This is a genomic window from Frondihabitans sp. VKM Ac-2883 (assembly GCF_015350875.1).
Classification (GTDB): domain Bacteria; phylum Actinomycetota; class Actinomycetes; order Actinomycetales; family Microbacteriaceae; genus Frondihabitans.
In genome coordinates this window covers 26,275-47,065 of record NZ_JADKSF010000001.1, presented here as the reverse complement: position 1 = coordinate 47,065, position 20,791 = coordinate 26,275, and the positions used below count along the sequence as shown (strand labels likewise).

Below are 20,791 nucleotides of genomic sequence, written 5' to 3'. Positions count from 1 at the left end.
GTTCAGGAGGCGTAGGTGGCGAGGCGCATCGTGGCCGTGGCCTGGTGCGCCGTCATCCCCTCGCTTGCGGAGATGACGTCGACGGCCTCCGCGAGCGACGGAGTCGCCGCCCGGGCGATGCGCTGGAAGGTGAGGGGCTTGAGATAGCGCGACACCGAGAGGCCGGCGCTGTGCTTCGCCCCTCCGGCGGTGGGAAGCGTGTGGTTGGTTCCTGCCATCCCCTTGTCGGAGTACGCGACGGTGCTCCACGGGCCGACGAAGAGCGAACCGTAGTTCGTCAGGACATCCTGGTACCAGGTGTCGTCGGCGGTCTGGATCTCGAGGTGCTCTGGAGCGAACTCGTCCATGACGAGGGCGGCGTCCTCTTTCGTGGCCACCACGACGACTGAGCCGAAATCGCGCCACGCCGGTCCGCAGATCTCCGCTGTCGACAGCGTCGTGAGCTGACGATCGACGGCTGCGATCACGGCACGACCGAGCGCCTCGGACGTCGTCACGAGCGCTGCCGGCGAGTTGGGCCCGTGCTCGGCCTGACCGAGGAGGTCGGCCGCGACGATCTCGGGGTCGGCCGTGTCGTCGGCTATGACCGCGACTTCGCTGGGGCCGGCGAGAAGGTCGATCGACACCGTGCCGAAGAGCTGCCGCTTGGCCTCGGCGACGAAGGCGTTGCCTGCACCGACGAGCATGTCGACGGGTTCCTGTCCGAGGAGGCCGAAGGCCATTCCGGCGAGGGCCTGGACTCCTCCGAGAACGTAGAGGTGGTCGATTCCGGAGATGTGCGCCGCGTAGGCGACGGCCGGGTTGACTCCGCCGTCGGGCTGGGGCGGGGTGCAGCCGATGACAGTGGGAACCCCGGCGACCTTGGCCACGCCCACGGTCATGAAGGCACTGGCCGTCAGGGGAAAACGGCCGGCAGGGAGATAGGCGCCGACGGTTGCGACCGGTACGTACTTTTGGCCGACCACGAGGCCGGGAACGATTTCTGCCTCGAAGTCGGTCAGGTGCTCTCGCTGCAGGGAGGCAAACTGCCTCGTGCGTGCCGAGCCGAGTTCGATGGCCGTGCGGAGGTCCGGGGCGACCCGGTCACCGATGGACGCGAGTTCAGCGGGGCCCAGCTCGAACTCGGCGCGCTCGGAGTTGTCGAGTTTCTTGGCGTATCGCCGGATCGCGTCAACCCCATTCTCCTCGATGTCGAGCAGCATGGCGCTCACCGTCTCGGCGACGCGGGGGTCGCGTTGCGCTTCGGGCGCGTCGACGCCAGGGGCCTTGAGGTGGGTGAGGCGATCGCTGTGCTGCGCGAGGAATCGGGGACTCAGTTTCATGTCTACGAGATTGTCGTCACTTCTGACCCTGGACAAGGCCGACTTGTATGGGGTGAAGCATAGGTTAACCCTATGACTCTCAACCAATTGCGGGCATTTCTTCGTGTGGCCGCGCTCGGAACGTTCTCCGCGGCCGCGGCAGATCTCGCCATGACTCAGCCGTCGGTCTCGGAGCTGATCAAGCGCATGGAAGAGTCGTACGGCGTCCGCCTCTTCACCCGCGGGGCCCGGAAGCTGGTCCTCACGAGCGCCGGCGAACAGCTGCTCCCCTACGCGCAGCAGGCGGTCGACGCAGCCGAAGGAGCCGATCGGGCCCTTCGATCACTCACCTCGCTCACGGGCGGCGTGGCCACCTTCGGCCTGCTCCGGAACGCGAACTACTACTTCCTGTCCCAGCTCCTCGAGACGTTTCACAACCGCTACCCGGAGGTGCGTCTCCGCATCATCGGGCTCAACAGCGTCGAGGTGGCCGAGGCGGTCTCAGCCGGCGAGTTGGAGGCGGGTCTCGTCGTCCTGCCGATCGACAGCGAGGGGCTCACCGTCACGCCACTCATGCGTGACGAGGTCCTCTTCGCGTCGGCCGATCCCCGCAAGACGCAGAAACCGGCGACGATCGAGTCCCTGGCCGAAAGCGACCTCGTTCTGTACGACGCCCACTACGGCTGGCGGGATCCCACGCGTCGCCAATTGGCCGAGCGAGCTCAGTTGGCCGGGATCACCCTCACTGCCCAGATCGAACTCGAGCACGTTGAGACGGCGCTCGGAATCGTGGCTCTCGGCGGCGGCGACACAATCGTCTCTTCGGCGGTTGCTCGGTCGAAGGGGTTCCCCGATGGGGTGCACACGATCGGCTTCGCGGAACCGCTCTACGACACGATCGCCATCGTCCAACGACGGGGCTCGGTCCTGTCGCCCGCCACGCGGGAAATTGCTCGGCTTGCGAGACGGATGCTCCTCGAGCGCGCCTGAGGGAGCGTTCGGGTGTGAGCCGTCCGCGCGAAACCACCCGCCGGTCGCCCCCTACTCGTCCGATAACCCGCGCAACCCACGATCGACGAACGCAACCGTCCAGGCGAAGCTCTCGTCGACGTCGGTGTCCATCTGGAATCCGTTCGACGCCTCGAGGGTCGCGAAGCCGTGCACGACGCTGCGCAGCAGGCGGATCGCGTGAATCTCGTGTTCGGGGGCGAGGTGGTAGCCGCGCAGCACAGCCGCGAACGAGCCGAGCGTGCGTTCGAGAGCGACGGCGAGGGGATCCTCGGGCCCTGTCGGGGTGATCCCGACGGTGGCGGCGTAGCGGCCGGGGTGCTCTTTGACGAAGGATCGCACCACCTGAGCGGCTGCGGCGAGCGCATCGCCGCCGGCCAACCCCTGCATGGCCTCGCGCAGCGCGTCGCCCAGTTCGGTGGCGCCGAGAAGGGCGATTCGGCGCATGAGGTCGGCGAGGCTGTCGACGTGCTTGTACAGTGACGGCCCCTTCACCCCGAGACGCTCGGCGAGCAGACTCATGCTGAGCGGGGCCGGGCTGATCTCGTCGGCGAGGTCGGCCGCCGCGAGGGTGACGGCCGCGGGAGCGAGCCCCGCCCTAGGCATTGGTCGGTGCCGCGGCGTGCGTCCGGCGCAGGAACGGGACGATGAGCTCGAGCACTGCCCCGGGAGTCTCGGTGTGCGGGTAGTGCCCGGCACCGTCGATGACGGCCAGTTCGCCCAGTCCGGCAGGGAGATCTCCGAGGATCCTGGTGCCCTCGTCGCGAGGATCGGTCCAGTCCGGGTCGGCACTCCCCTCGATGACGAGCACCGGGCACTGCACATTGGCAAGTTGCGCACCCGCGTCGACCGGCGCGGACTTAGTCATGCCTCGCAGGGCCTTCATGCGCTCAGGCTTGGACAGCTCTGTCTCGATGCGCGCTCGCTCGGCGATCCAGTCGGCGGGCTTCGCGGGGATGGCGATGTCGAGGTAGGCCAACCAGCCCTTCACGCTGCCGCTCACCATCACCCTCATGAGCTGGGTCGTTCCCGTACGAACGCGCTTCGTGCGGAGGATGCCGATCAGGTTGAACGACTGCTTGCGGGTGAACGGAGCAAGCTCGACGATGCCGACGATCACGTCGGGTGCGGTGGCGGCGGCGATCGTGGCAGCCCCACCGCTGATCGACTGGCCGACGATCACAGCCGGGCCACCGAGGTGACGCACGACCGCGACGAGGTCGCCTGCGATGTCGGTGCGCGAGTAGCTCGGCCATTCGGCGCTGGAGTCTCCGCAGCCGCGGATGTCGACGTTCGCCACCCGGTAGCCGGCTGCGACGAGTTCGGGCACCAGGAAGCGGTACGAGTGACGACTGTCGCCCATGCCGTGGGCGAGCACGACGAGGGGGCCTTCGCCGGTGATGTCGTAGGCGATTGTTCCTTCGCCGATAGTGAGGTGCTCGAGCATGATGATCTCCATTGGTTGCGCGCTTGGCTACTGTGTGTAGCTAAAAGCTATTGGTCGTAGCCAAACCTGTCAACCCATATTCACAACAGCCTCCGCCTCGGGCGTCAGCCCGCCCGGCGGGGCGCGCTCGTGGTCGACCCAGAGGCGCCGACCACCTTCTTCGCACCGGGGGCAAGAATCTGCGAGACCCGACCGGGCGACATTTCGAGCGCCCCGCTGATGTCTCGCACCGAGTACCCCTTCGATTGCAGCAACTCGGCGACCCGCGCCGTGTTCCGCACGAGCTCAGCCGCCCGCTCTTCGAGCGAACGCCTTTGGCGCCCGAGCTCGATCGCCGATACAAACTCGTCTTCGACATTCTCGAACGTCCATTTAGTGTCGACGACAGCCCCGTCGTCGAGGTCTTCCATCACATGAATGGCCTCCGACAGCGCAGCACGAAGCCCGGAATAAGTGCGCGAAAACGTCTGAATACCCTCTCGGTTCGTCACCTCCCCGAGCCACGTGCCGTTCTCGCGCGTCACTAGGACCTCGTAGGTCGATCCACTCATGTCAGCCACCCCTTTCCAAATGCGGGTTCGAGTGATCTTTGAATGCTTGCCAGCGTGCCGGCGGGAATGTCGTGCGGTCCGTGCTGAGCGACGATCGTGCGGTACGAGCGGCCATTAGCCCACACCTCGTACTTTCGATGCGAGCCCCGTTGACCCACCTGAACGCCTCCAAGCTTTTCGATGCGCTTGTTCACTTCACCCGCCTTCATAAGGCTAAGTTTAGGAGCTAAACACCGCAAGTGTATAGCATCTAAACACTTGTATGAACTGGTGCTCGCGAGAGAGAGGGCGAGCCGGTCAGCCCCGTGGTCAGACCCTCAGATCGGGCTCACACCCTTGAGATCGGCGGAGACACCGGCCCTAGACGGCGGGTTTACGCCGATCAAGCGGGTCCACGCCGAGCCAGCGGGTTTAGGCCGAACGCGCGGGCCCGCATCACCTCAGAGCGCATATCCGACGCCCGCATCCGCCGAGAACGCAAACCATGCCATGTCGCCGGGGGCGAGGTCGAGGTCGGCAGCAACAGCGGGAGTCACGTCGGCTGCGAGCACGTCTCCGCGGATCCTGATGCTGTCTCCGCGCGGTTCGATGTCGAGAATCGTCTGCCGCACAGCGTTCCCCTCCGCACGCCCCGGCTCGAGATGCGAGACCCGCACCGACGACGGCTTCACCACGATCGCCGACGACGCACCCCTCGCCACCTCGGCCTCGAACGGCGCGACGACCTCCCACCCGCCCGCCGCCTCGATGCCACCGGCACTCCGCACCCCGGTCACGAGGTTCAGCCCGGCGAGACCTGCCACGAAGGCCGTCCGAGGGTGCGCGAGCACCTCACGGGTCGGTCCGTGGTCGACGAGTCGGCCACCTTCGATCACCAACACGCGGTCGGCGAGCACCAGCGCGTCGAGCGGATCGTGCGTCACGAGCAGCGCGGTCCGGTCGGCCAGCACCCTCGTGAGCAGCCGACGGAGAGCGGGCGCCGCGCCGATGTCGAGGGCCGACAACGGTTCGTCGAGAAGAAGAAGCGAAGGATCCGCGGCCAGCGCCCGCGCAACACCCACCCGCTGGGCCTGTCCGCCCGACAGCGCTGCCGGGCGCCGCCCTCCCAGCTCGGCCGCATCCACTTCGGTGAGCCACTGCCGCGCCACCGCCCGAGCCTCCTGTCGCGATGCGCCCGTACTCCGCGGCCCGAATGCCACGTTGTCGAGCACGCTCAGGTGCGGAAAGAGGAGGGCCTCCTGCGCGAGCAGCGCGACACCGCGGCGGTGGGGCTGAGTCCAGGCCCGCGAGCCGGCCGTCTCGTCGAAGAGCGTTCGGTCGTCGAGGCGGGCTTGACCCTGATCGGCATGGACGAGCCCGGCCAGCAGACCGAGCAGGGTCGACTTGCCGGCGCCGTTCGGGCCCATGACGGCGATCGTCTCGCCGGTTTTCACGCCGAAAGCGAGGTCGAAGCCTCGGGCGCTCACCCGGGCGTCGAAGTTGAGCGTCATCGGTCAGCTCCCGAGGGGCCGGCGGGCACGGAGCCGTTGCGGTAGGCGAGCCCCACCACAAAGACGGCGACGGCCACGAGCACGAGCGACAGCGCGACTGCCGTGTCGGGGTCGGTCTCGAGCTGCAGGTAGATCTCGAGAGGAAGGGTGCGCGTCGTTCCCTGCAGGCTGCCGGCGAACGTCAGCGTGGCGCCGAATTCGCCGAGAGCGCGGGCGAACGACAGAATCGCCCCCGACACCAGCGCTGGCAGCAACAGCGGCAGCGTCACCCGTCGGAGCACGGTGGTCGGGGCTGCGCCGAGGGTGGCGGCGACCGCCTCATAGCGTGCGCCCGCCGTGCGGATCGCCCCTTCCAGGCTCAGGATCAGGAAGGGGATGGCGACGAATGTCTGGGCCAGGATCACGGCCGTCGTCGAGAAGGCGATGTCGATGCCGAGAAACTGGAAGGTGCTGCCGAGGAGGCCGCGCCGCCCGAACGTGTAGAGCAGAGCGATACCGCCGACCACGGGCGGAAGCACGAGCGGCAGCAGCACGAGCGACCGAGCAATGCGCTGCCCGGGAAAGGTCGCGCGGGCAAGCACGATCGCGATCGGCACACCGAACACGATGCAGAGCGCGGTCGCGGCAAGCGACGTTCGGAGGCTGAGCAGCAGTGCCGCGACCGACGAGTCGGACGTGATCAACGGAACGAAGTCGACCCAGTTCACTCGGCTGACGATGGCAACGAGCGGGAGCAAGACGAACGCCGCTCCTACGCCTGCGAGAGCAGCGACCCACCGGGGAACGCCGGCCAGGTGCGCCCGGGTTCGCGTCATCCTCCGATTCTGGACCATCCGCGCCCGCGGTATCGGAGCTGACCCGATCAGGGCTGGCCGAAACCGGCCGCCGCGAGCACCTTCTGGCCCTCGGCCCCCGCGACGTACTTTACGAACGCGTCTGCCGCCGCCTTGTTGCTGGAGTCTTTGAGGGTGGCGATCGGGTAGGTGTTGACGGCCTCCTTCGAGTCGTTGAAGGTCACTCCGTCGACTTTGCCGTCGGCGCCCTTCACATCGGTCACGTAGACCAGGCCCGCATCGGCCTCGCCGGTCTCGACCTTGCTCAGCACCCCCGTCACCGCGGTCTCCTCGCTGACCGGCTTGAGAGTGACGCCGGTGGCCGCCTCGATCTTCTCGGTGGCCGCGCCGCACGGAACCGCCGATGCGCAGACGACGGTCTTCACACCCGACTTCGCGAGGTCTTTGAAGGTCGAGATGTTCTTCGGGTTGCCCGTCGGCACCGCGATCTCGAGGGTGTTCGTCGCGAAGTCCGTCGGGGTGCCCGTCACGAGGTCGGCATCGGTGAGCTTCGTCATGTTGGCAGTGTCGGCCGAGGCGAACACGTCGGCCGGAGCACCCGACTGGATTTGCGTCACGAGCACCGACGATCCGTTGAACGTCGTCTTCACGGTGACGCCCGGGTTGGCCTTCTCGAAGTCGCTCGCGAGCTGCGTGAAGGTCGCTGTGAGCGACGCCGCCCCGTAGACGGTGATGGAGCCCGAGAGAGCGCCCGACCCGGTGCTCGTCGAGGTCGTCGCGGCGGGGGTGTCGCTGGAGGAGCAGGCGGCGAGGCCGAGAGCGAGGGCGGCGGTCACGGCCAGGAGGCCGGACGTACGGGCGAGGGGGCGCATGGGATGGCCTTTCGGATCCTTCAGTGTCGCGTTTGCGGATTTATAACCACTCTAGATGCGCTTTTGCGGTTTCCTTGCGACCAAGCCCGCGCTCATTCGGGGCGAGGTCGCGTGATCTGGACAAGGTCGCACCGCGGCGGCGCGCGAGGTCGGCCGATTCGCGCGAGGTCGCTGCACCCCCACACCGCCGTCGGCACGCTCGTGGGAGCGGCAACTGGTCACTCTGGCCCTGGCAGCTACGTTAATCGCAGCGAAAGCATCAGGCTCTAGCCCCTCGAAGGAGACACCTCCATGAATTCGACTCCACCTACTCCCCCATCGGGCCTCCCTGAGTGGTCGGACCAGCTGCCCGGTGCGAGCACGGCCTGGCTGCAGGCCTGATGACGCTCCATCTCGCCGACTCGTGGGTGTGGGATTTCTGGCTCGTCGACGACGGCACGGAGTACCACGCCTTCTTCCTCTACGCGTCGAGAGCGCTTCACGATCCGGAGGCACGCCACCTGAGAGCGTCGGTCGGGCACGCGGTCTCGACCGACCTCCGCTCGTGGACCCGGGTCGCCGACTCTCTCGTGCACTCGGACGCCCCCGCGTTCGACGACGTGGCGACCTGGACGGGCTCGATCGTCAGGCACCCCGACGGCCGCTGGTTCCAGTTCTATACGGGCACCTCGATGCCGGGCGGCCGGAACGTGCAGACCGTCGGCTACGCCACCTCCGACGATCTGCTGACCTGGACGAAGAACCCGGCGAACCCCGTGCTGCGGGCTGACGAGCGCTGGCATCACCGGCTCGTCGACGGCGGCTGGGATCATGAGGCGTTCCGCGACCCGTGGGTCTTCGCCGACGGCGACGGCTGGACGATGTTCGTCACCGCACGAGCGGTCGGCGCCCGCGCGGGTGAGGGCGGCGGCGGAATCGTGGCTCGGGCGCACTCCACCGACCTCGAGCACTGGCAGGCGCTGCCGCCGCTGACGACGCCCGGGCACGGCTTCGAGCAGCTGGAGGTCGTCCAGACCTTCGCCCTCGACGGCCAGGCGTTCATCACGTTCTCCTGCCTCGCGCCCGAGCTGGCGGCGCCGAGGCGCGAGACGACGTCGACCGGCGGCATCTGGGTGGCCCCGGGCGAGAGCCTCAGCGGGCCGTTCGACCTCGAGACGGCGCAGCTACTCACCGACGACTCGCTCTATGTCGGCCGCGTCATCGCCGAGCGCGAGACGGGCAGGCCGCTTTTCCTCGCGTTCCGGCACAACGCGCCCGACGGCTCGTTCGTCGGCGACATCAGCGACCCCTTCGAGATCGACGTGGTCGACGGCGTCGTGCGCATCGAACCCATTTGAGAGCGAAGGATCCGCGGATCCTCGTGTGCGATCCGGCCGACCCTACGCGCGCTGCGGCCGTCCGAGCACCCCGGCGCGCACCCCGAGCAGATACATCTGGCACCCCAGGCAGTAGCCGAAGACCGAGTTGAGGAACGCCGCGACGAACGCCAGAGCCGCGAACAGCGGCACGGCCCAGGCGAGCCCGATGAGGCCGAGTACGACGCCGATGCCGGTGATGACGAGGCCGACCCCCTGGGCGAACGTCGGCGGTGTGGGCTCTTCGAGCTCGGTCGGTGCCGAAAGCCGGGGCCGGATGACGCGTCGGAAGAGGGCGCCGTAGGGGTGACGGCGGATGCCCGCGAAGGCTCCCCAGGCGAAGAGGAGGGCGATCGCCGTCAGCACGATCACGGCCGCCACGGACGCGCCGACGAGCGACAGGAAGATCGTCGCGAGGAGGAGGATCGCGGTGATCCCGGCCCCGAAGCGGGGGGAGCGCGGGTCGATGCCGGATCCTCGGTCAGTTGGCGTCATGGTCGTCTCCCAGTAGTCGAGCGAGTTCGGATTCGAGCTCGCGAGGTTTCGGCGGGCCGCCGATTCGAGCGCGAATGGCCCCGCGACGGTCGAGGATCAGCGTCGTCGGCGTCTGCAGAACGTTGTAGCGCGTCGCCACGTCGGGGGCCCGGGTGAGGTCGACGTCGATGTGCTCGACGCCCTCGTGCCGCGCGGCCTCGGCCGACAGCAGCCGCCTCGTCGCCGGGCAGTAGGTGCAGAACTCGGTCGAGAACTGCAGCAACGTGACGCGGTCGCCGAATGCCTCGGTCGTGCCGACGTCGGCGGGCCTGACGAGATCGCTCTCTCGGGTGTCGTCGTCACTCTCGGGTCGGCGACGCACCCGGCCGGTCGACCGCCGCCACGCCAGCCCGACGACGGTCGCCAACGCGACCAGCGCGAGGAGCGCAACGAGAGCGAGGCCGGGAGTCATTGCTCGACGATAGGTCGTTTTTCTGGTGCTTGGTGCACATGACCGCGTGTGACGAAGGATCCAGCACTGGTTACGCTTGCGATATGAGCCGCTCCCCGATCGTTCTCTCGCCGGGTGCGTCGATGCCGGGCACCACGGTGCCGGCCGCATCGGGCCCGCGCACTGTGAGTTGCGCGTTCGGTGCGAACTGCGCGTGTGTCTTCGCGCCCAAGCCGGTCGCGGCGGATCCTGCACTGGCGTCCACCGACGTCGTCGACGTCGAGGTCGCGAAGCTGACCGACCTCGGCTACACCGTCGTCGAGGCGAGCCCCGACGAGGTACTGATGGAGCGCCGCATGGGCATCCCCTTCTGCTACAACCTCGGCCTGGTGGTCGTGACCGGGTTGCTCTGGCTCGCCTACTGGGTTCCGCGCATCCGCCACCCGCGGTTCGACACTCGGCGCCTGACGCGCGCCGCCGACGGGTCCGTCGCCGTCGAGCGGGTAGTCGTCCGTCGCTAGCGCACCGCCACGCTGCGGTGCGGTGCTCAATGCCGCATCGCGCGTTGTCAACCCGTTCGGCCGCGAAGAGCCGATCGACCGCGACCGGGCCAGTGTCGAGGGATGAGCCAATACGACAAGAAGAACCCGATCACCCTCTACCCGGCCCCGCCGTTCCCGAAGCAGGAGCAGTCGTTGCCGGGCGCGGCCTGGAAGATGGATCCGAAGCCCGACCACGGTGAGGAGAGCTACGTCGGTCTCGGCCGCCTCAAGGGCTTCCGCGGTGTCGTCACCGGAGCCGATTCCGGCATCGGGCGGGCCGCCGCCATCGCCCTGTCTCGCGAGGGCGCTGACCTCGTTCTCTCGTACCTGCCCGACGAGCAGACCGACGCCGAGGAGGTCCGCGATCTCCTCGTCAGCGAGGGGCGTAAGGCGATCCTGGTGCCCGGCGACATCTCCGACGAGCAGTACTGCGCGGATCTCATCGAGACGGCCGTCCGTGAGCTCGGCGGACTCGACACCCTCGTGATGGTCGCCGGCCGCATGGAGAGCAACGACGACATTCTGACCCTCACGACCGAGGCGATCGACTCGACCATCAAGACGAACGTGTACTCGCTCTTCTGGCTCTGCCAGGCGGCGATTCCGCACCTCGAACCAGGATCCAGCATTGTCACCACGGGCTCCATCCAGGGCGCCCAGCCCTCCCCCGACAAGATCGACTACGCCCTGACCAAGGGTGCGATCGGTGTCTTCACCGCGGCACTTGCCCAGCAGCTCGCCCCCAAGGGCATCCGCGTGAACTCCGTGTCACCCGGCCCCGTCTGGACTCCCCTCCAGCCAGGATCCGACGACGCCGAGACTGTATCGACATTCGGCGAGCAGGCCCCCTTCAAGCGTCCCGGTCAGCCGGCCGAGCTCGCTGCGGCGTACGTGCACCTCGTCAGCCCGGAGTCCAGCTACACCTCCGGTGCCACGATCACGATCGCGGGCGGCACTCCCGCGTTCTGAGTCGTAGTGGCCGGGTCGGCCCCGGTCGAGATGTTCTGCGCCGCGTCGAGGTCGATGCCGCGCAGAACGTCTCCACCGGGGTCCGCTCCCCCGCCCGGATGCCCCGCCTAAAGCCGGGGAGCGAGAAGCGCCGTGATGACGTCGCGCAGAGGCCCTTCAAGGCCGTCGACTCCGGTGGAGGCCAGCGGCTCGAGACCCGTTGACGAGGCACGGAGCAGGGCGATACCGAGCATGGTCGACAGTGCGATCTGCGCCCGGAGCCGGAGGTCGTCGCTCGAGACGTCTTCCACACTGCGCCCGGCCGCGACCGCCATCTGATCGGCGAAGTAGCGGAGCGTGTTGAGGCGGATCGAGTCGGCCGTCTCGTCTCCCGACGACCGCAGGAGGAGCAGGAGCTGAAGCGAGCGGTCGCCGTTCGCCGGCCCCGCGACCTGCCGAGTGAGGGCCTCCACGAGATCGTCGAGCGTCGCCGCCGAGCCGTCGGACCGCCCCAGCTCTTCTCGGGCGTGGGCGAGGCAGGCTTCGAAGAGCCCCTCTTTCGACGAGAAGTAGCGGTTGATGAGCGCGACGTTGACCCCGGCGTCGGCGGCGATGTCGCGCACCCGGGTCGCCGAGTAGCCGTCCTGCGCGAATCGCCGACGAGCGGAGGAGAGAAGGAGTCGTCGGGTGTTGGCGGCATCCCGCGACTTCCCTGTCGTGGCGTCTGCGTCGACGGCGTGCGGCGGTGCGTGCATCCTGGCTCCCTTGCGGTTCTCCCCCACCGTACAGGTCGAGCCCAGACCCTGTAAACAACTGTTGACTTTGATCCGATTCTAGATAGAGTCGCTAAGTCATCAATTGTTTACATCGACTCGGAGCCTCATGTCGCACACCCTTCAGGAACCCGCCACCGGTTCCGTTCCCGTCACCCGCGGGCACAACCCGAACACGACTCTCCTGGTCGTCTACCTGGCACTCGGCGGCCTCGCGTACGCCGTCCTGCAGTCGCTCGTCGCACCGGCCCTCTCCACGATCGGCCGTGACCTCAACGCGTCGACCGCCAGCGTCAGCTGGATCATCACGGCGTACCTCCTGTCCGCCTCCGTGCTCACGCCGATCTTCGCGAAGCTCGGCGACATGATGGGCAAGCGCAAGATCCTCATCGTCGTGATGAGCCTCCTGCTGATCGGAACGGTCGTCGCAGCTCTCGCCCCCAACCTCGGCGTTCTCATCCTTGCGCGCATCCTGCAGGGCGCCGCCGGCGCGGTGCTGCCCCTCTCGATCGGCATCGTCCGTGACGAGCTCCCGAAGGAGCGCGTCAGCGTCACGATCGGAATCCTGTCGGGCATCTTCGGCATCGGAGCGGGCGTCGGCATCGTCGCGGCCGGCCCGATCGTGCAGAACCTCGACTATCACTGGCTGTTCTGGTTCCCCCTCGTACTCATCGTCGTGGCCCTCGTGGGCATCATCTTCGGCATGAAGGAGTCGCCGATTCGCACCCCTGGGCGACTCGACCTGGCGGGCACCGGGATCCTGACGGTCTCGCTGGTCTCGCTCCTCCTCGCCATCAGCGAGGGAGAGAGCTGGGGCTGGGGCGACGTCAAGACGATCGGCCTCCTTGCCCTGGGCGCCGTCGCGCTCGTCGCCTTCGTGCTGGTCGAACTCCGCGTCACCAGCCCGCTGATCGACGTGCGGCTCTTCAAGATCCGCGGCGTCTGGACGGCCCACGTCGTCGCGCTCGTCTTTGGCTTCGCGATGTACGGAACCTTCGTGCTCGTGCCGACCCTGCTGCAGCTGCCCACGTTCACCGGTTACGGCTTCGGCAAGACCGCCTCCGTCGCCGGCCTGTTCCTCCTGCCGACGGTCCTGATGCTCGTCGTCGTCTCGCCCCTCTCGGGCAGCATCGTCCGTAAGTACGGGCCAAAGCCCGCGCTGGTCATCGGCGCCGCCTTCTTGACCGCCGCATTCGTCTTGCCGGCCATCTCGCACGCCTACCTCTGGCAGATCCTGGCCTCGGGAATCATGACGGGTGCCGGCATCGGATTCGGGCTCGCAGCCGCCTCGAACGCCGTCATCGAGAGCGTGCCCCTGGCTCAGACCGGCGAGGCGATCAGCGCCAACACGATCGCCCGCACCATCGGCTCGAGCGTCGGAACCGCCGCGATCGCGGCCCTGATCTCGTCACACACCCAGGTCTTCCCACTTCCGACCGGCTCCATCGCACTGCCCTCCGACGACACCTTCACGATCGGCTTCTGGACGTCTGCCGGCGTCGCCGTCCTCGCGATCATCATCGCGCTGATCGCTCCGTCGATGAAGAAGCGCGCTCACGATGCCCGCGCCCTCGGCGTCGAAGACACCGATGCGATCGTCACCGTGAAGTAGGTCGCGAACGGGCCCCTGGCAGGTGACGAGAGACCGACTACCTCAGGATCCGACGGTCCGCCCCCGCAGGATGCCCTCCGCCGCGGCCCGTGCGACGGCGAACGGCTCGGCGAAGGTCTCCATGCCGACCGTCACAAGGGCCCCTTCATAGAGCAGCATGAGCAGCCGCGCCGTGTCGTCCGGGTCGGTGACCCGGGCGGCACGGCAGAGCTCGGCGAAGACATCGAGCATCCAGACCTTCTGCCCGGAGACCTCGAGGAACACCGGGTGGCCGTCGTGGCCGTCGCCGATCTCTGCGCGGGCGTTGATCGCGCTGCACCCCTTCGGGCTGTTGTCGCTCATCCACGAGTTCGACGCGTCGAAGACCGCGAGCACCTGGTCGACACCGGGCTCGGGCACCCGAGCGAGGTTCTCGGCCACATGGTCGCGCCACCTCGCGTCGCGGTGCTCGAGATACGAGACGACAAGCGCCTCCTTCGAGCCGAAGCGGTCGTAGAGGGTCTTCTTCGTCACACCCGCCTCGCTCGCGATCGTGTCGACGCCGATGGCGTGGATGCCGTGGTCGTAGAACAGGCGCGACGCCGCTTCGAGCACGCGGCGAGCGCCCGGGGTCAGCGCCGGGAGGTCGCGAGCGGCGAGGAGCCTGTCGAGAGAACTGCGAGAGCCCTCGTCGACGGCGGTGGCGGATGATGGCATGCCCAAAGTCTACCGACCTGTATAGTCGGCGGCATGAGTAAACAGATCGGTGTACTTCGCGTCGGTGCCCTTCGTGTCGGAGTCACCGCACTGGCCTCGGCGGCGTTCGTCGCCTCGTGGAGCTCGGGCTTCATCATCGCCAAGATGGCCACCGTCGACGTCGGCCTGACGACCCTGCTCGTCTGGCGATTCGCGCCATTGGCCATCGTCCTACTCGTCGTGACGGTCGCAACGGGGGGCTTTCGAGGCGTCACCCGCTCCGATCTGCGACACCAGGCCACAATCGGCCTGTTCGCCCAGTTCGGCTACTGCGTGTTCGTGTACGCCTCCGTCGGCACCGGGATCGCGACGGGCACGACCGCGCTGATCGATGCGATTCAGCCCCTGGTGGTCGCCACGCTCGTCGGCCCGCTGCTCGGGCTGCGAGTGCGCGGTGCGCAGTGGCTCGGTCTCGCGGTCGGTGCCGTCGGCGTGGCCACGGTCGTCGGCTCACAGCTCGCCGGGTCTTCTGCGCCGCCCATCGCGTACGTGCTCCCCGCCCTCGCCATGCTCTGCCTGATCGCCGGCACGTTTGTCGAGCGCCGGTCGGAATCGCGCCTCCCCGTCGTCACCACTCTGACGATCCACGTCGCGGTGACAGCCGCAGCCCTGATCGTCCTGGCGGCAGTGACCGGCACGCTGGCCCCGCCGGCGAGCTCGACGTTCTGGCTCGCCGTGGCGCTTTCGGCGATCGTGCCGACCCTGATCGCCTACGGCCTCTACTGGTGGCTCCTTCGCCGAGTGGGCATCACGGCCCTGAATGCTCTGCTGTTCCTCGTGGCGCCGACCACCGCCCTCGCCGGCAACCTGCTACTGGCCGAGCCACTGACCGGCCTGACGCTGGTCGGGTTCGTGCCGTGCGCCGCGGGAGTGGCGCTCGTGCTGGCCAGCGAGGCCAGGGCAGCCCGTGCGACTCGGGCAATGCAGGCGGCTCGGGCAATGCAGGCGGCGCGGCCGGATCCTCAGCCCCTGCCGCACCGCACTGATCAGCCGAGCAGTTCCACGCCGAAGCCCGCGACGACCGCCCTCACTTCGGCGAGGTAGCGCTGCGCCTGCTCGGTGAGGGGGATCGCCGAGTGGCCGATCCAGCCGATCTCGATGCGTTCGTCGACGTCGAGCGGCACGGCCACGATCTCGGGGTCGAGGTCGTCGCTGACGATGCCCGTCGAGATCGTGTAGCCGTTCAGGCCGATCATGAGGTTGAAGATCGTCGCGCGATCCGAGACCCGGATCTCGCGCTTGCTCGACAGGGTGGAGAGGATCTCCTCGGCAAAATAGAAGGAGTTGTTCGCGCCCTGATCGAAGGTGAGCCGTGGCAGGTCGGCGAGGTCGTCGAGTGTGGCTCGCTTGCGGGAGGCCAGAGGGTTCTTGCGGGAGATGAAGATGTGCGGCTCGGCGACGAAGAGGGGATGGAAGAGGAGCCCGGAGTCGCGGAGGAGCTTGTCGATGACGTTCCGGTTGAAGTCGTTTCGGTAGAGGATGCCTAACTCGCTGCGCAGCGTGCGGACGTCTTCGATGATGTCCCAGGTGCGGGTCTCTCGAAGCGAGAATTCGTACTCCGCCGCCTCGGTCTCTTTGACCATCCGCACGAACGCGTCGACCGCGAACGAGTAGTGCTGCGTCGACACCCCGAGCAGGCGTCGCGACGGCGGCCGTCCGAGGTAGCGCTGCTCGAGAAGCGCCACCTGCTCGACGACCTGCCGGGCGTACCCGAGAAACTCGGCACCGTCGGTGGTCAACGTGACTCCGCGGGCCGAGCGGAGGAGCAGCGACCGACCCACCCGAGTCTCGAGGTCTTTCATTGCCGCCGACATCGTCGGCTGTGCGACGTAGAGCACATCGGCAGCCGCCGTGATCGACTCCTCCGCGGCGACCTCGATGAAGTACAGGAGCTGCTGCAGCGTGATTCCGCTCGTCCGTCGGGCCATAGCGAGAGCCTATAGGTAGGCATAGCAGCGCCGAATTACCTGATACCCGCGCCGAAGCACCACGATGGTTATACCGACATTCACCAGGCCCTCCCCGGCCGATCAGCTACCGGATTGGCCGCTCATGGCGAACGACTTCACGTTCAACATCACCACCACCCGTTTCGACGAGAACTACGCGCCGTCCGAGACCTCGCGGGCCACCACGAACTTCGCGAACCTGGCCCGAGGCGAGCACCGTCAGCAGAACCTCCGCAACGCTCTAACGATGATCGACCGGCGCTTCAACAATCTCGCGCACTGGGACAACCCAGGCGGCGACCGTTACACCGTCGAGCTCGACATCGTCACCGCCGAGCTGCAGTTCAGCGTGGGCGGCGAAGACCGGGTGTTCCCGCTTCTCGAAGTGCTCGACATTCACATCGTCGACAAGCAGACCGGCGTGCGCCATCAGGGCATCGTCGGCAACAACTTCTCGTCGTACGTGCGCGACTTCGACTTCAGTGTGCTGCTGCCCGAAGTCAACCGCGACGCGACCGAGTTCACTGTGCCCGACGACTTCGGCGCCCTCCACGGCAAGCTCTTCCAGCACTTCCTCGACTCCGCCGTCTATCAGGAGCGCTTCCCGATGACGCCGGTGATCTGCATCAGCGTCTCCACCAGCAAGACGTACAGCCGCACCTCGAACTCGCACCCGATCCTCGGCGTCGAATACCGCCAAGACGACTACTCGATGACCGACACGTACTTCGGGCGGATGGGCTTGCAGGTGCGGTACTTCATGCCGCCGGGTGCCGTGGCGCCGCTCGCGTTCTATCACCGTGGAGACCTGCTGAACGACTACACGACCCTGCAGCTCATCGGCACGATCAGCACCATGGAGACATTCCAGAAGATCTATCGGCCCGAGATCTACAACGCGAACTCCGCCGCCGCCGGCGTCTACCGACCGACGCTCGAACAGCACGACTTCTCGCGCACCGAGATCTCGTACGACCGCACGGAGCGCAACCAGCTCGCGATCACCCAGGGCAAGTTCACGGAGGAGCACTTCGTGAAGCCGCACCGAGAGGTGCTCGAGCACTGGGCCGCCAACTACCCCGTTCCTACTCGATGACCGCCGGAGGATCCTCGTCCATGAACACTCTTCTGCCCACCTCCCCCGTCGGCAGCCTGCCGAAGCCGTCCTGGCTCGCCGAGCCGGGCTCTCTCTGGTCGCCCTGGAAGCTCGAGGGTGAGGCGCTGGTCGAGGGCAAGAGAGATGCCCTCCGCGTCTCCGTCCAGGAGCAGAGCCGTCTCGGCATCGACATCATCAGCGATGGGGAGCAGACCCGCCAGCACTTCGTCACAACGTTCATCGAGCACCTCACCGGGGTCGACTTCGAGAACCGCGAAACCGTGAGGATCCGAGACCGGTACGACGCGAGCGTCCCGACCGTTGTCGGTGACGTGAGCCGCGAACATCCCGTGTTCGTCGACGACGCGAAGTTCCTCCGGCAGCAGACCGATCAGCCGATCAAGTGGGCTCTGCCCGGCCCGATGACCATGATCGACACCCTTTCCGACCGCCACTACAAGAGTCGCGAGAAGCTGGCGTGGGAGTTCGCCACAATCCTGAATCAGGAGGCTCGCGAGCTCGAGGCCGCCGGCGTCGACATCATCCAGTTCGACGAGCCTGCCTTCAACGTCTTCCACGACGAGGTGCAGGACTGGGGCGTGGCCACGCTCGAGCGAGCAGCCGAGGGCCTGCGTGCTGAGACTGTCGTGCACATCTGTTACGGCTACGGCATCAAGGCGAACAACGACTGGAAGGCGACCCTCGGCGAGGAGTGGCGGCAGTACGAGAAGTCGTTCCCCCTACTGCAGCAGTCCAGCATCGACACGATCTCCCTCGAGTCGCACCACTCGCATGTTCCGGTCGACCTCATCGAACTCCTTCGCGGCAAGAAGGTCATGCTCGGGGCCATCGACGTGGCGAGCGACACCGTCGAGACCCCGGAGGAGGTCGCCGACACCCTGCGGACCGCACTTCGGTACGTCGATGCCGACAAGCTCATCCCCAGCACAAATTGCGGCATGGCGCCAATGTCGCGTGGCGTCGCGCTCGGCAAGCTGGCCGCGCTCAAGGCGGGTGCTGACGTCGTTCGTGGGGAGCTGGCGGCGGTGCGGCCGTAGCAAACGAGCTAACTGGTGCCCCTGGAGGGACTCGAACCCCCAACCCTTTCCTTAGGACGGAACTGCTCTTCCATTGAGCTACAGAGGCTGACGACACCAGCCTAACCGACCTCGGATCCTGAATTCCTGCCCACCCGCACCCCCGCGCGGCTGAATCATCCGGCCGCACGGTGTGGTCGCGAGACCGTTGGGGGGTGTGAATCATGCTCAACGCCGCCGCACCCCCGCGAGCAAGCCTCGGCCCCGCGAAGCCACGTCCTACGCAGCAACCGCCAAATACTCGTCCCACACCGCTTGCGGCTGCTCGACCCCGCGCACGACCCATCCGACCCCGTGCGGCGCCTTCGGCACCCAGCGGAGCGACCAGCCCATCTCGAGCGGCGTTCGATTGCTCTTGAGGTTGTTGCAGCGGAGGCAGCAGGCGACGAGGTTCTCCCATGAGTCTTGCCCGCCGCGCGACCGGGGCTGCACGTGGTCGATCGTGGTCGCGGCCTTGCCGCAGTACGCGCAGTGGTGCGAATCTCGCCGCAACACTCCGCGGCGCGACACGGGGATCTGCCGGGTGTGGGGCAACCGCACGTACCGGGTCAACACGATCACCGACGGGCGATCGAAGGTGAATGTCGCTCCGAGCACCGGGTGTTCCGCGTCGGCCGCCAGAACGGTGGCTTTCTGGCTCATGACGAGCACGAGTGCTCTGCGGAACGACACGACAGCGAGGGGCTCGTAGCCGGCATTGAGGACGAGAGTGCGCATTGCTTCCCTTTCGAAACGGCCTGGACGGCTTCCAGGCATTCGATGCAGACAGCTCGGGGCTTACCGGTCGGGAGACGAAAAAAGCACCGTCGAAAGACGATGCTTCACACGCGGGCGCTGGGGCGCACACCGAAATGGTGCACGCTTCGGCGGGTGGTCCGTATGGCACGGGTCAGCAACGCACCCATGGTGCGGGAGGCTGCTGGTCGTGACACGGGGATCTCCGGAACGGCTCGTCGAACTGCGTGCGCTCAGATTACGTCACGCCGCCCGCGAGACCTAGAGCTGCCGGTCACGCTTAACGCGGAATTCACGAGACCAGAACCGCAGGATCCGCTCCGCCGCCTCACCCCCACCCGCAGGCGATCCCCCGTCTCGACAAACAGCAGGCCCCGCTCCACACGGGAGCGGGGCCGGCAGCACTAGCAAGACAGAGCGACCTACTTGATGCCGAACCGCACGAAGTGCACGTCGGTAGTCCACAGCGGGCGGACGCTCACCCTGCCGCCGGGCTTCGGTGCGTCCAGGATCATGCCGTTGCCGGCGTAGAAGCCGTCGTGCGAGCCGTCGTTCAGCACCACGATGTCGCCGGGCTCGGCCTCGGCCTGCGAGATGGTCGTCCCCGCAGCCGACTCGGCCGAGACCGAGTGGGCCAGCGAGATGCCGTACTGGGCGTAGACGTACATGACGAACCCCGAGCAGTCGAAGCCCGCGGGGGTGGCTCCGCCGAAGACGTAGGGGGTGCCGACGTATGTGAGAGCGGTCTGGTACACGGCCGAGAGGCTGAAGGCGGGGTGCGCGGGAGACGCGAGGTAGTCGGCAGCGGTCTTGCCCGAATACGCGGTGCTGGCGGCGAAGTCGGCACGCTCAGCGGTCGCGGTGGCGGCCTGCGAGTCGGTCAGGGCTGACGCCGTCGACGTGGTGGCGGTCTGGACGACGGGCTTCGCGACGACCGGTGCGGTCGCGGTGTAGCTGTCGCGGCTGGTGCTGGCGGCGATGACACCGGAGGCGACCGTGGCCGACTGAGATCCGCTCGTACGCCGCGCACTCAGAGCCGAGGTCGCAGCGTCGACCGACGAGCCGGCGACCGGGCTCGCGGTCTGGGCGAAGGCGGGAATGGCCATGGTGCCCATGAGACCGGCGACCAGGGTCAGCGCGCCTACCGAGACGACGCCGCGCTTGACCGAGCCGGTCGTGAACGAGCGACCGGTGTGGCGGCTGCGGACCGCGGCCTCATCCGCAGCACGAGCGGCGCGACGCGTGACGGGCACGGCAGCGGCGGTGGTCGTGACAGTGGCGATGGGCCCGGTGCGGATCGGGTCGGTGCGAGGGGTCGACCTGCGGCTGGCGACGGGGGTCGCGGTAGTGGTCGTGGTGATGCCAGTGCTCAAGAGGGGGGCTCTCCTGCGCCTCGACGCTTCTCCGGGCAGTGCTGTAGCTACCCGGGTCAGACGACCCATCCGTTCGTTGGATCAACGACAAGCGGCGAGAGATGGGAATCGAGACGTCTCGCCACGGGTCCGGCAACCGGCTTCCTGGTTGTTTGGACTTGGCGAGCGTACCCGAGTACGACCCCAGT

The 20,791-nt window shown here is 67.4% G+C and carries 23 protein-coding genes and 1 tRNA gene; 8 read left to right on the top strand and 16 right to left on the bottom strand.

Annotated features, from left to right (window positions below; all coding sequences use genetic code 11):
• Positions 1-2 precede the first annotated feature (2 nt).
• Positions 3-1,322: a histidinol dehydrogenase gene (gene hisD / locus ITJ49_RS00260; RefSeq protein WP_194600161.1), complete on the bottom strand. Its 1,320-nt coding sequence runs from the start codon at positions 1,320-1,322 to the stop codon at positions 3-5.
• A gap of 72 nt (positions 1,323-1,394) precedes the next feature.
• Here hisD and ITJ49_RS00255 point away from each other — a divergent pair, with 72 nt between their 5' ends.
• Positions 1,395-2,291, top strand: coding sequence for a LysR family transcriptional regulator (locus tag ITJ49_RS00255; RefSeq protein ID WP_123943272.1), 897 nt, complete (start codon positions 1,395-1,397; stop codon positions 2,289-2,291).
• A 51-nt stretch (positions 2,292-2,342) separates the two neighbouring features.
• Here the strand turns inward: ITJ49_RS00255 and ITJ49_RS00250 are convergent, their stop codons facing one another.
• The 7 genes from ITJ49_RS00250 to modA all read right to left on the bottom strand — a co-directional run bounded on the left by ITJ49_RS00250 (position 2,343) and on the right by modA (position 7,463).
• Positions 2,343-2,915: a TetR/AcrR family transcriptional regulator gene (locus tag ITJ49_RS00250; protein ID WP_194600160.1), complete on the bottom strand. Its 573-nt coding sequence runs from the start codon at positions 2,913-2,915 to the stop codon at positions 2,343-2,345.
• Positions 2,908-3,756: an alpha/beta fold hydrolase gene (locus ITJ49_RS00245; protein ID WP_194600159.1), complete on the bottom strand. Its 849-nt coding sequence runs from the start codon at positions 3,754-3,756 to the stop codon at positions 2,908-2,910. Before ITJ49_RS00245 ends, ITJ49_RS00250 begins: the two co-directional genes overlap by 8 nt.
• Positions 3,757-3,860: 104 nt before the next feature.
• Positions 3,861-4,307, bottom strand: coding sequence for a hypothetical protein (locus tag ITJ49_RS00240; RefSeq protein WP_194600157.1), 447 nt, complete (start codon positions 4,305-4,307; stop codon positions 3,861-3,863).
• Positions 4,304-4,501 carry a type II toxin-antitoxin system HicA family toxin gene (locus ITJ49_RS00235; protein ID WP_370544310.1) on the bottom strand — a complete coding sequence of 66 codons (198 nt, stop codon included), beginning with the start codon at positions 4,499-4,501 and terminating at the stop codon, positions 4,304-4,306. Before ITJ49_RS00235 ends, ITJ49_RS00240 begins: the two co-directional genes overlap by 4 nt.
• 246 nt (positions 4,502-4,747) lie before the next feature.
• The gene (locus ITJ49_RS00230; RefSeq protein ID WP_194600153.1) at positions 4,748-5,797 is read right to left on the bottom strand and encodes a sulfate/molybdate ABC transporter ATP-binding protein; all 1,050 of its coding nucleotides are present in this window, start codon (positions 5,795-5,797) and stop codon (positions 4,748-4,750) included.
• Positions 5,794-6,612, bottom strand: coding sequence for an ABC transporter permease (locus ITJ49_RS00225; RefSeq protein ID WP_194600151.1), 819 nt, complete (start codon positions 6,610-6,612; stop codon positions 5,794-5,796). Before ITJ49_RS00225 ends, ITJ49_RS00230 begins: the two co-directional genes overlap by 4 nt.
• A gap of 47 nt (positions 6,613-6,659) precedes the next feature.
• On the bottom strand, positions 6,660-7,463 hold the full coding sequence (gene modA / locus ITJ49_RS00220) for a molybdate ABC transporter substrate-binding protein (protein WP_194600142.1): 804 nt from the start codon (positions 7,461-7,463) through the stop codon (positions 6,660-6,662).
• Between the two features lie 380 nt (positions 7,464-7,843).
• Here modA and ITJ49_RS00215 point away from each other — a divergent pair, with 380 nt between their 5' ends.
• Positions 7,844-8,800 carry a glycosyl hydrolase family 32 gene (locus ITJ49_RS00215; protein WP_194600140.1) on the top strand — a complete coding sequence of 319 codons (957 nt, stop codon included), beginning with the start codon at positions 7,844-7,846 and terminating at the stop codon, positions 8,798-8,800.
• 42 nt (positions 8,801-8,842) lie between these two features.
• Here ITJ49_RS00215 and ITJ49_RS00210 read toward each other — a convergent pair whose 3' ends face one another.
• Entirely contained in the window at positions 8,843-9,313 is a 471-nt protein-coding gene (locus ITJ49_RS00210; RefSeq protein WP_194600138.1) for a DUF4395 domain-containing protein, read from the bottom strand.
• The gene (locus ITJ49_RS00205) at positions 9,300-9,764 is read right to left on the bottom strand and encodes a thioredoxin family protein (protein WP_194600136.1); all 465 of its coding nucleotides are present in this window, start codon (positions 9,762-9,764) and stop codon (positions 9,300-9,302) included. The genes ITJ49_RS00210 and ITJ49_RS00205 overlap by 14 nt, the downstream gene beginning before the upstream one ends.
• 83 nt (positions 9,765-9,847) lie before the next feature.
• On the opposite strand from ITJ49_RS00205, the gene ITJ49_RS00200 reads away from it, so the two are divergent.
• Entirely contained in the window at positions 9,848-10,264 is a 417-nt protein-coding gene (locus ITJ49_RS00200) for a hypothetical protein (protein ID WP_194600134.1), read from the top strand.
• Between the two features lie 102 nt (positions 10,265-10,366).
• Positions 10,367-11,254, top strand: coding sequence for an SDR family oxidoreductase (locus ITJ49_RS00195; protein WP_194600132.1), 888 nt, complete (start codon positions 10,367-10,369; stop codon positions 11,252-11,254).
• 107 nt (positions 11,255-11,361) lie between these two features.
• Here the strand turns inward: ITJ49_RS00195 and ITJ49_RS00190 are convergent, their stop codons facing one another.
• Positions 11,362-11,988, bottom strand: a complete 627-nt coding sequence (locus ITJ49_RS00190; RefSeq protein ID WP_194600130.1) for a TetR family transcriptional regulator — start codon at positions 11,986-11,988, stop codon at positions 11,362-11,364.
• 127 nt (positions 11,989-12,115) lie between these two features.
• On the opposite strand from ITJ49_RS00190, the gene ITJ49_RS00185 reads away from it, so the two are divergent.
• On the top strand, positions 12,116-13,618 hold the full coding sequence (locus ITJ49_RS00185; RefSeq protein WP_194600128.1) for an MFS transporter: 1,503 nt from the start codon (positions 12,116-12,118) through the stop codon (positions 13,616-13,618).
• Between the two features lie 42 nt (positions 13,619-13,660).
• Here the strand turns inward: ITJ49_RS00185 and ITJ49_RS00180 are convergent, their stop codons facing one another.
• On the bottom strand, positions 13,661-14,314 hold the full coding sequence (locus ITJ49_RS00180) for a TetR/AcrR family transcriptional regulator (protein ID WP_194600125.1): 654 nt from the start codon (positions 14,312-14,314) through the stop codon (positions 13,661-13,663).
• 33 nt (positions 14,315-14,347) lie between these two features.
• Between ITJ49_RS00180 and ITJ49_RS00175 the strand changes: the two genes are divergently transcribed.
• Positions 14,348-15,397, top strand: a complete 1,050-nt coding sequence (locus tag ITJ49_RS00175) for a DMT family transporter (protein WP_194600123.1) — start codon at positions 14,348-14,350, stop codon at positions 15,395-15,397.
• On the opposite strand, the gene ITJ49_RS00170 is transcribed toward ITJ49_RS00175, so the two are convergent.
• Positions 15,340-16,281 (bottom strand): LysR family transcriptional regulator, encoded by a 942-nt coding sequence (locus ITJ49_RS00170; RefSeq protein WP_194600121.1) that lies wholly within the window; start codon positions 16,279-16,281, stop codon positions 15,340-15,342. The genes ITJ49_RS00175 and ITJ49_RS00170 overlap by 58 nt on opposite strands.
• Before the next feature lie 124 nt (positions 16,282-16,405).
• Between ITJ49_RS00170 and ITJ49_RS00165 the strand changes: the two genes are divergently transcribed.
• Both ITJ49_RS00165 and ITJ49_RS00160 read left to right on the top strand, forming a co-directional pair.
• Positions 16,406-17,398 (top strand): DUF1852 domain-containing protein, encoded by a 993-nt coding sequence (locus ITJ49_RS00165; protein WP_194600118.1) that lies wholly within the window; start codon positions 16,406-16,408, stop codon positions 17,396-17,398.
• A gap of 20 nt (positions 17,399-17,418) precedes the next feature.
• Positions 17,419-18,456 (top strand): methionine synthase, encoded by a 1,038-nt coding sequence (locus ITJ49_RS00160; RefSeq protein ID WP_194600116.1) that lies wholly within the window; start codon positions 17,419-17,421, stop codon positions 18,454-18,456.
• A 13-nt stretch (positions 18,457-18,469) separates the two neighbouring features.
• On the opposite strand, the gene ITJ49_RS00155 is transcribed toward ITJ49_RS00160, so the two are convergent.
• The 3 genes from ITJ49_RS00155 to ITJ49_RS00145 all read right to left on the bottom strand — a co-directional run bounded on the left by ITJ49_RS00155 (position 18,470) and on the right by ITJ49_RS00145 (position 20,603).
• A tRNA-Arg gene (locus ITJ49_RS00155) sits at positions 18,470-18,544 on the bottom strand.
• 170 nt (positions 18,545-18,714) lie between these two features.
• Positions 18,715-19,212, bottom strand: a complete 498-nt coding sequence (locus ITJ49_RS00150) for an HNH endonuclease (protein ID WP_194600114.1) — start codon at positions 19,210-19,212, stop codon at positions 18,715-18,717.
• A gap of 440 nt (positions 19,213-19,652) precedes the next feature.
• On the bottom strand, positions 19,653-20,603 hold the full coding sequence (locus ITJ49_RS00145) for a C40 family peptidase (protein ID WP_194600112.1): 951 nt from the start codon (positions 20,601-20,603) through the stop codon (positions 19,653-19,655).
• Between the last annotated feature and the right edge of the window lie 188 nt (positions 20,604-20,791).

Excerpts from the sequence above, each read along its gene's own strand:
- hisD (WP_194600161.1), bottom strand. The coding sequence starts at position 1,322 with ATGAAACTGAGTCCCCGATTCCTCGCGCAGCACAGCGATCGCCTCACC.
- ITJ49_RS00255 (WP_123943272.1), top strand. The coding sequence starts at position 1,395 with ATGACTCTCAACCAATTGCGGGCATTTCTTCGTGTGGCCGCGCTCGGA.
- ITJ49_RS00250 (WP_194600160.1), bottom strand. The coding sequence starts at position 2,915 with ATGCCTAGGGCGGGGCTCGCTCCCGCGGCCGTCACCCTCGCGGCGGCC.
- ITJ49_RS00245 (WP_194600159.1), bottom strand. The coding sequence starts at position 3,756 with ATGCTCGAGCACCTCACTATCGGCGAAGGAACAATCGCCTACGACATC.
- ITJ49_RS00240 (WP_194600157.1), bottom strand. The coding sequence starts at position 4,307 with ATGAGTGGATCGACCTACGAGGTCCTAGTGACGCGCGAGAACGGCACG.
- ITJ49_RS00230 (WP_194600153.1), bottom strand. The coding sequence starts at position 5,797 with ATGACGCTCAACTTCGACGCCCGGGTGAGCGCCCGAGGCTTCGACCTC.
- ITJ49_RS00225 (WP_194600151.1), bottom strand. The coding sequence starts at position 6,612 with ATGACGCGAACCCGGGCGCACCTGGCCGGCGTTCCCCGGTGGGTCGCT.
- modA (WP_194600142.1), bottom strand. The coding sequence starts at position 7,463 with ATGCGCCCCCTCGCCCGTACGTCCGGCCTCCTGGCCGTGACCGCCGCC.
- ITJ49_RS00215 (WP_194600140.1), top strand. The coding sequence starts at position 7,844 with ATGACGCTCCATCTCGCCGACTCGTGGGTGTGGGATTTCTGGCTCGTC.
- ITJ49_RS00210 (WP_194600138.1), bottom strand. The coding sequence starts at position 9,313 with ATGACGCCAACTGACCGAGGATCCGGCATCGACCCGCGCTCCCCCCGC.
- ITJ49_RS00205 (WP_194600136.1), bottom strand. The coding sequence starts at position 9,764 with ATGACTCCCGGCCTCGCTCTCGTTGCGCTCCTCGCGCTGGTCGCGTTG.
- ITJ49_RS00200 (WP_194600134.1), top strand. The coding sequence starts at position 9,848 with ATGAGCCGCTCCCCGATCGTTCTCTCGCCGGGTGCGTCGATGCCGGGC.
- ITJ49_RS00195 (WP_194600132.1), top strand. The coding sequence starts at position 10,367 with ATGAGCCAATACGACAAGAAGAACCCGATCACCCTCTACCCGGCCCCG.
- ITJ49_RS00190 (WP_194600130.1), bottom strand. The coding sequence starts at position 11,988 with ATGCACGCACCGCCGCACGCCGTCGACGCAGACGCCACGACAGGGAAG.
- ITJ49_RS00185 (WP_194600128.1), top strand. The coding sequence starts at position 12,116 with ATGTCGCACACCCTTCAGGAACCCGCCACCGGTTCCGTTCCCGTCACC.
- ITJ49_RS00180 (WP_194600125.1), bottom strand. The coding sequence starts at position 14,314 with ATGCCATCATCCGCCACCGCCGTCGACGAGGGCTCTCGCAGTTCTCTC.
- ITJ49_RS00175 (WP_194600123.1), top strand. The coding sequence starts at position 14,348 with ATGAGTAAACAGATCGGTGTACTTCGCGTCGGTGCCCTTCGTGTCGGA.
- ITJ49_RS00170 (WP_194600121.1), bottom strand. The coding sequence starts at position 16,281 with ATGGCCCGACGGACGAGCGGAATCACGCTGCAGCAGCTCCTGTACTTC.
- ITJ49_RS00165 (WP_194600118.1), top strand. The coding sequence starts at position 16,406 with ATGGCGAACGACTTCACGTTCAACATCACCACCACCCGTTTCGACGAG.
- ITJ49_RS00160 (WP_194600116.1), top strand. The coding sequence starts at position 17,419 with ATGAACACTCTTCTGCCCACCTCCCCCGTCGGCAGCCTGCCGAAGCCG.
- ITJ49_RS00150 (WP_194600114.1), bottom strand. The coding sequence starts at position 19,212 with ATGCGCACTCTCGTCCTCAATGCCGGCTACGAGCCCCTCGCTGTCGTG.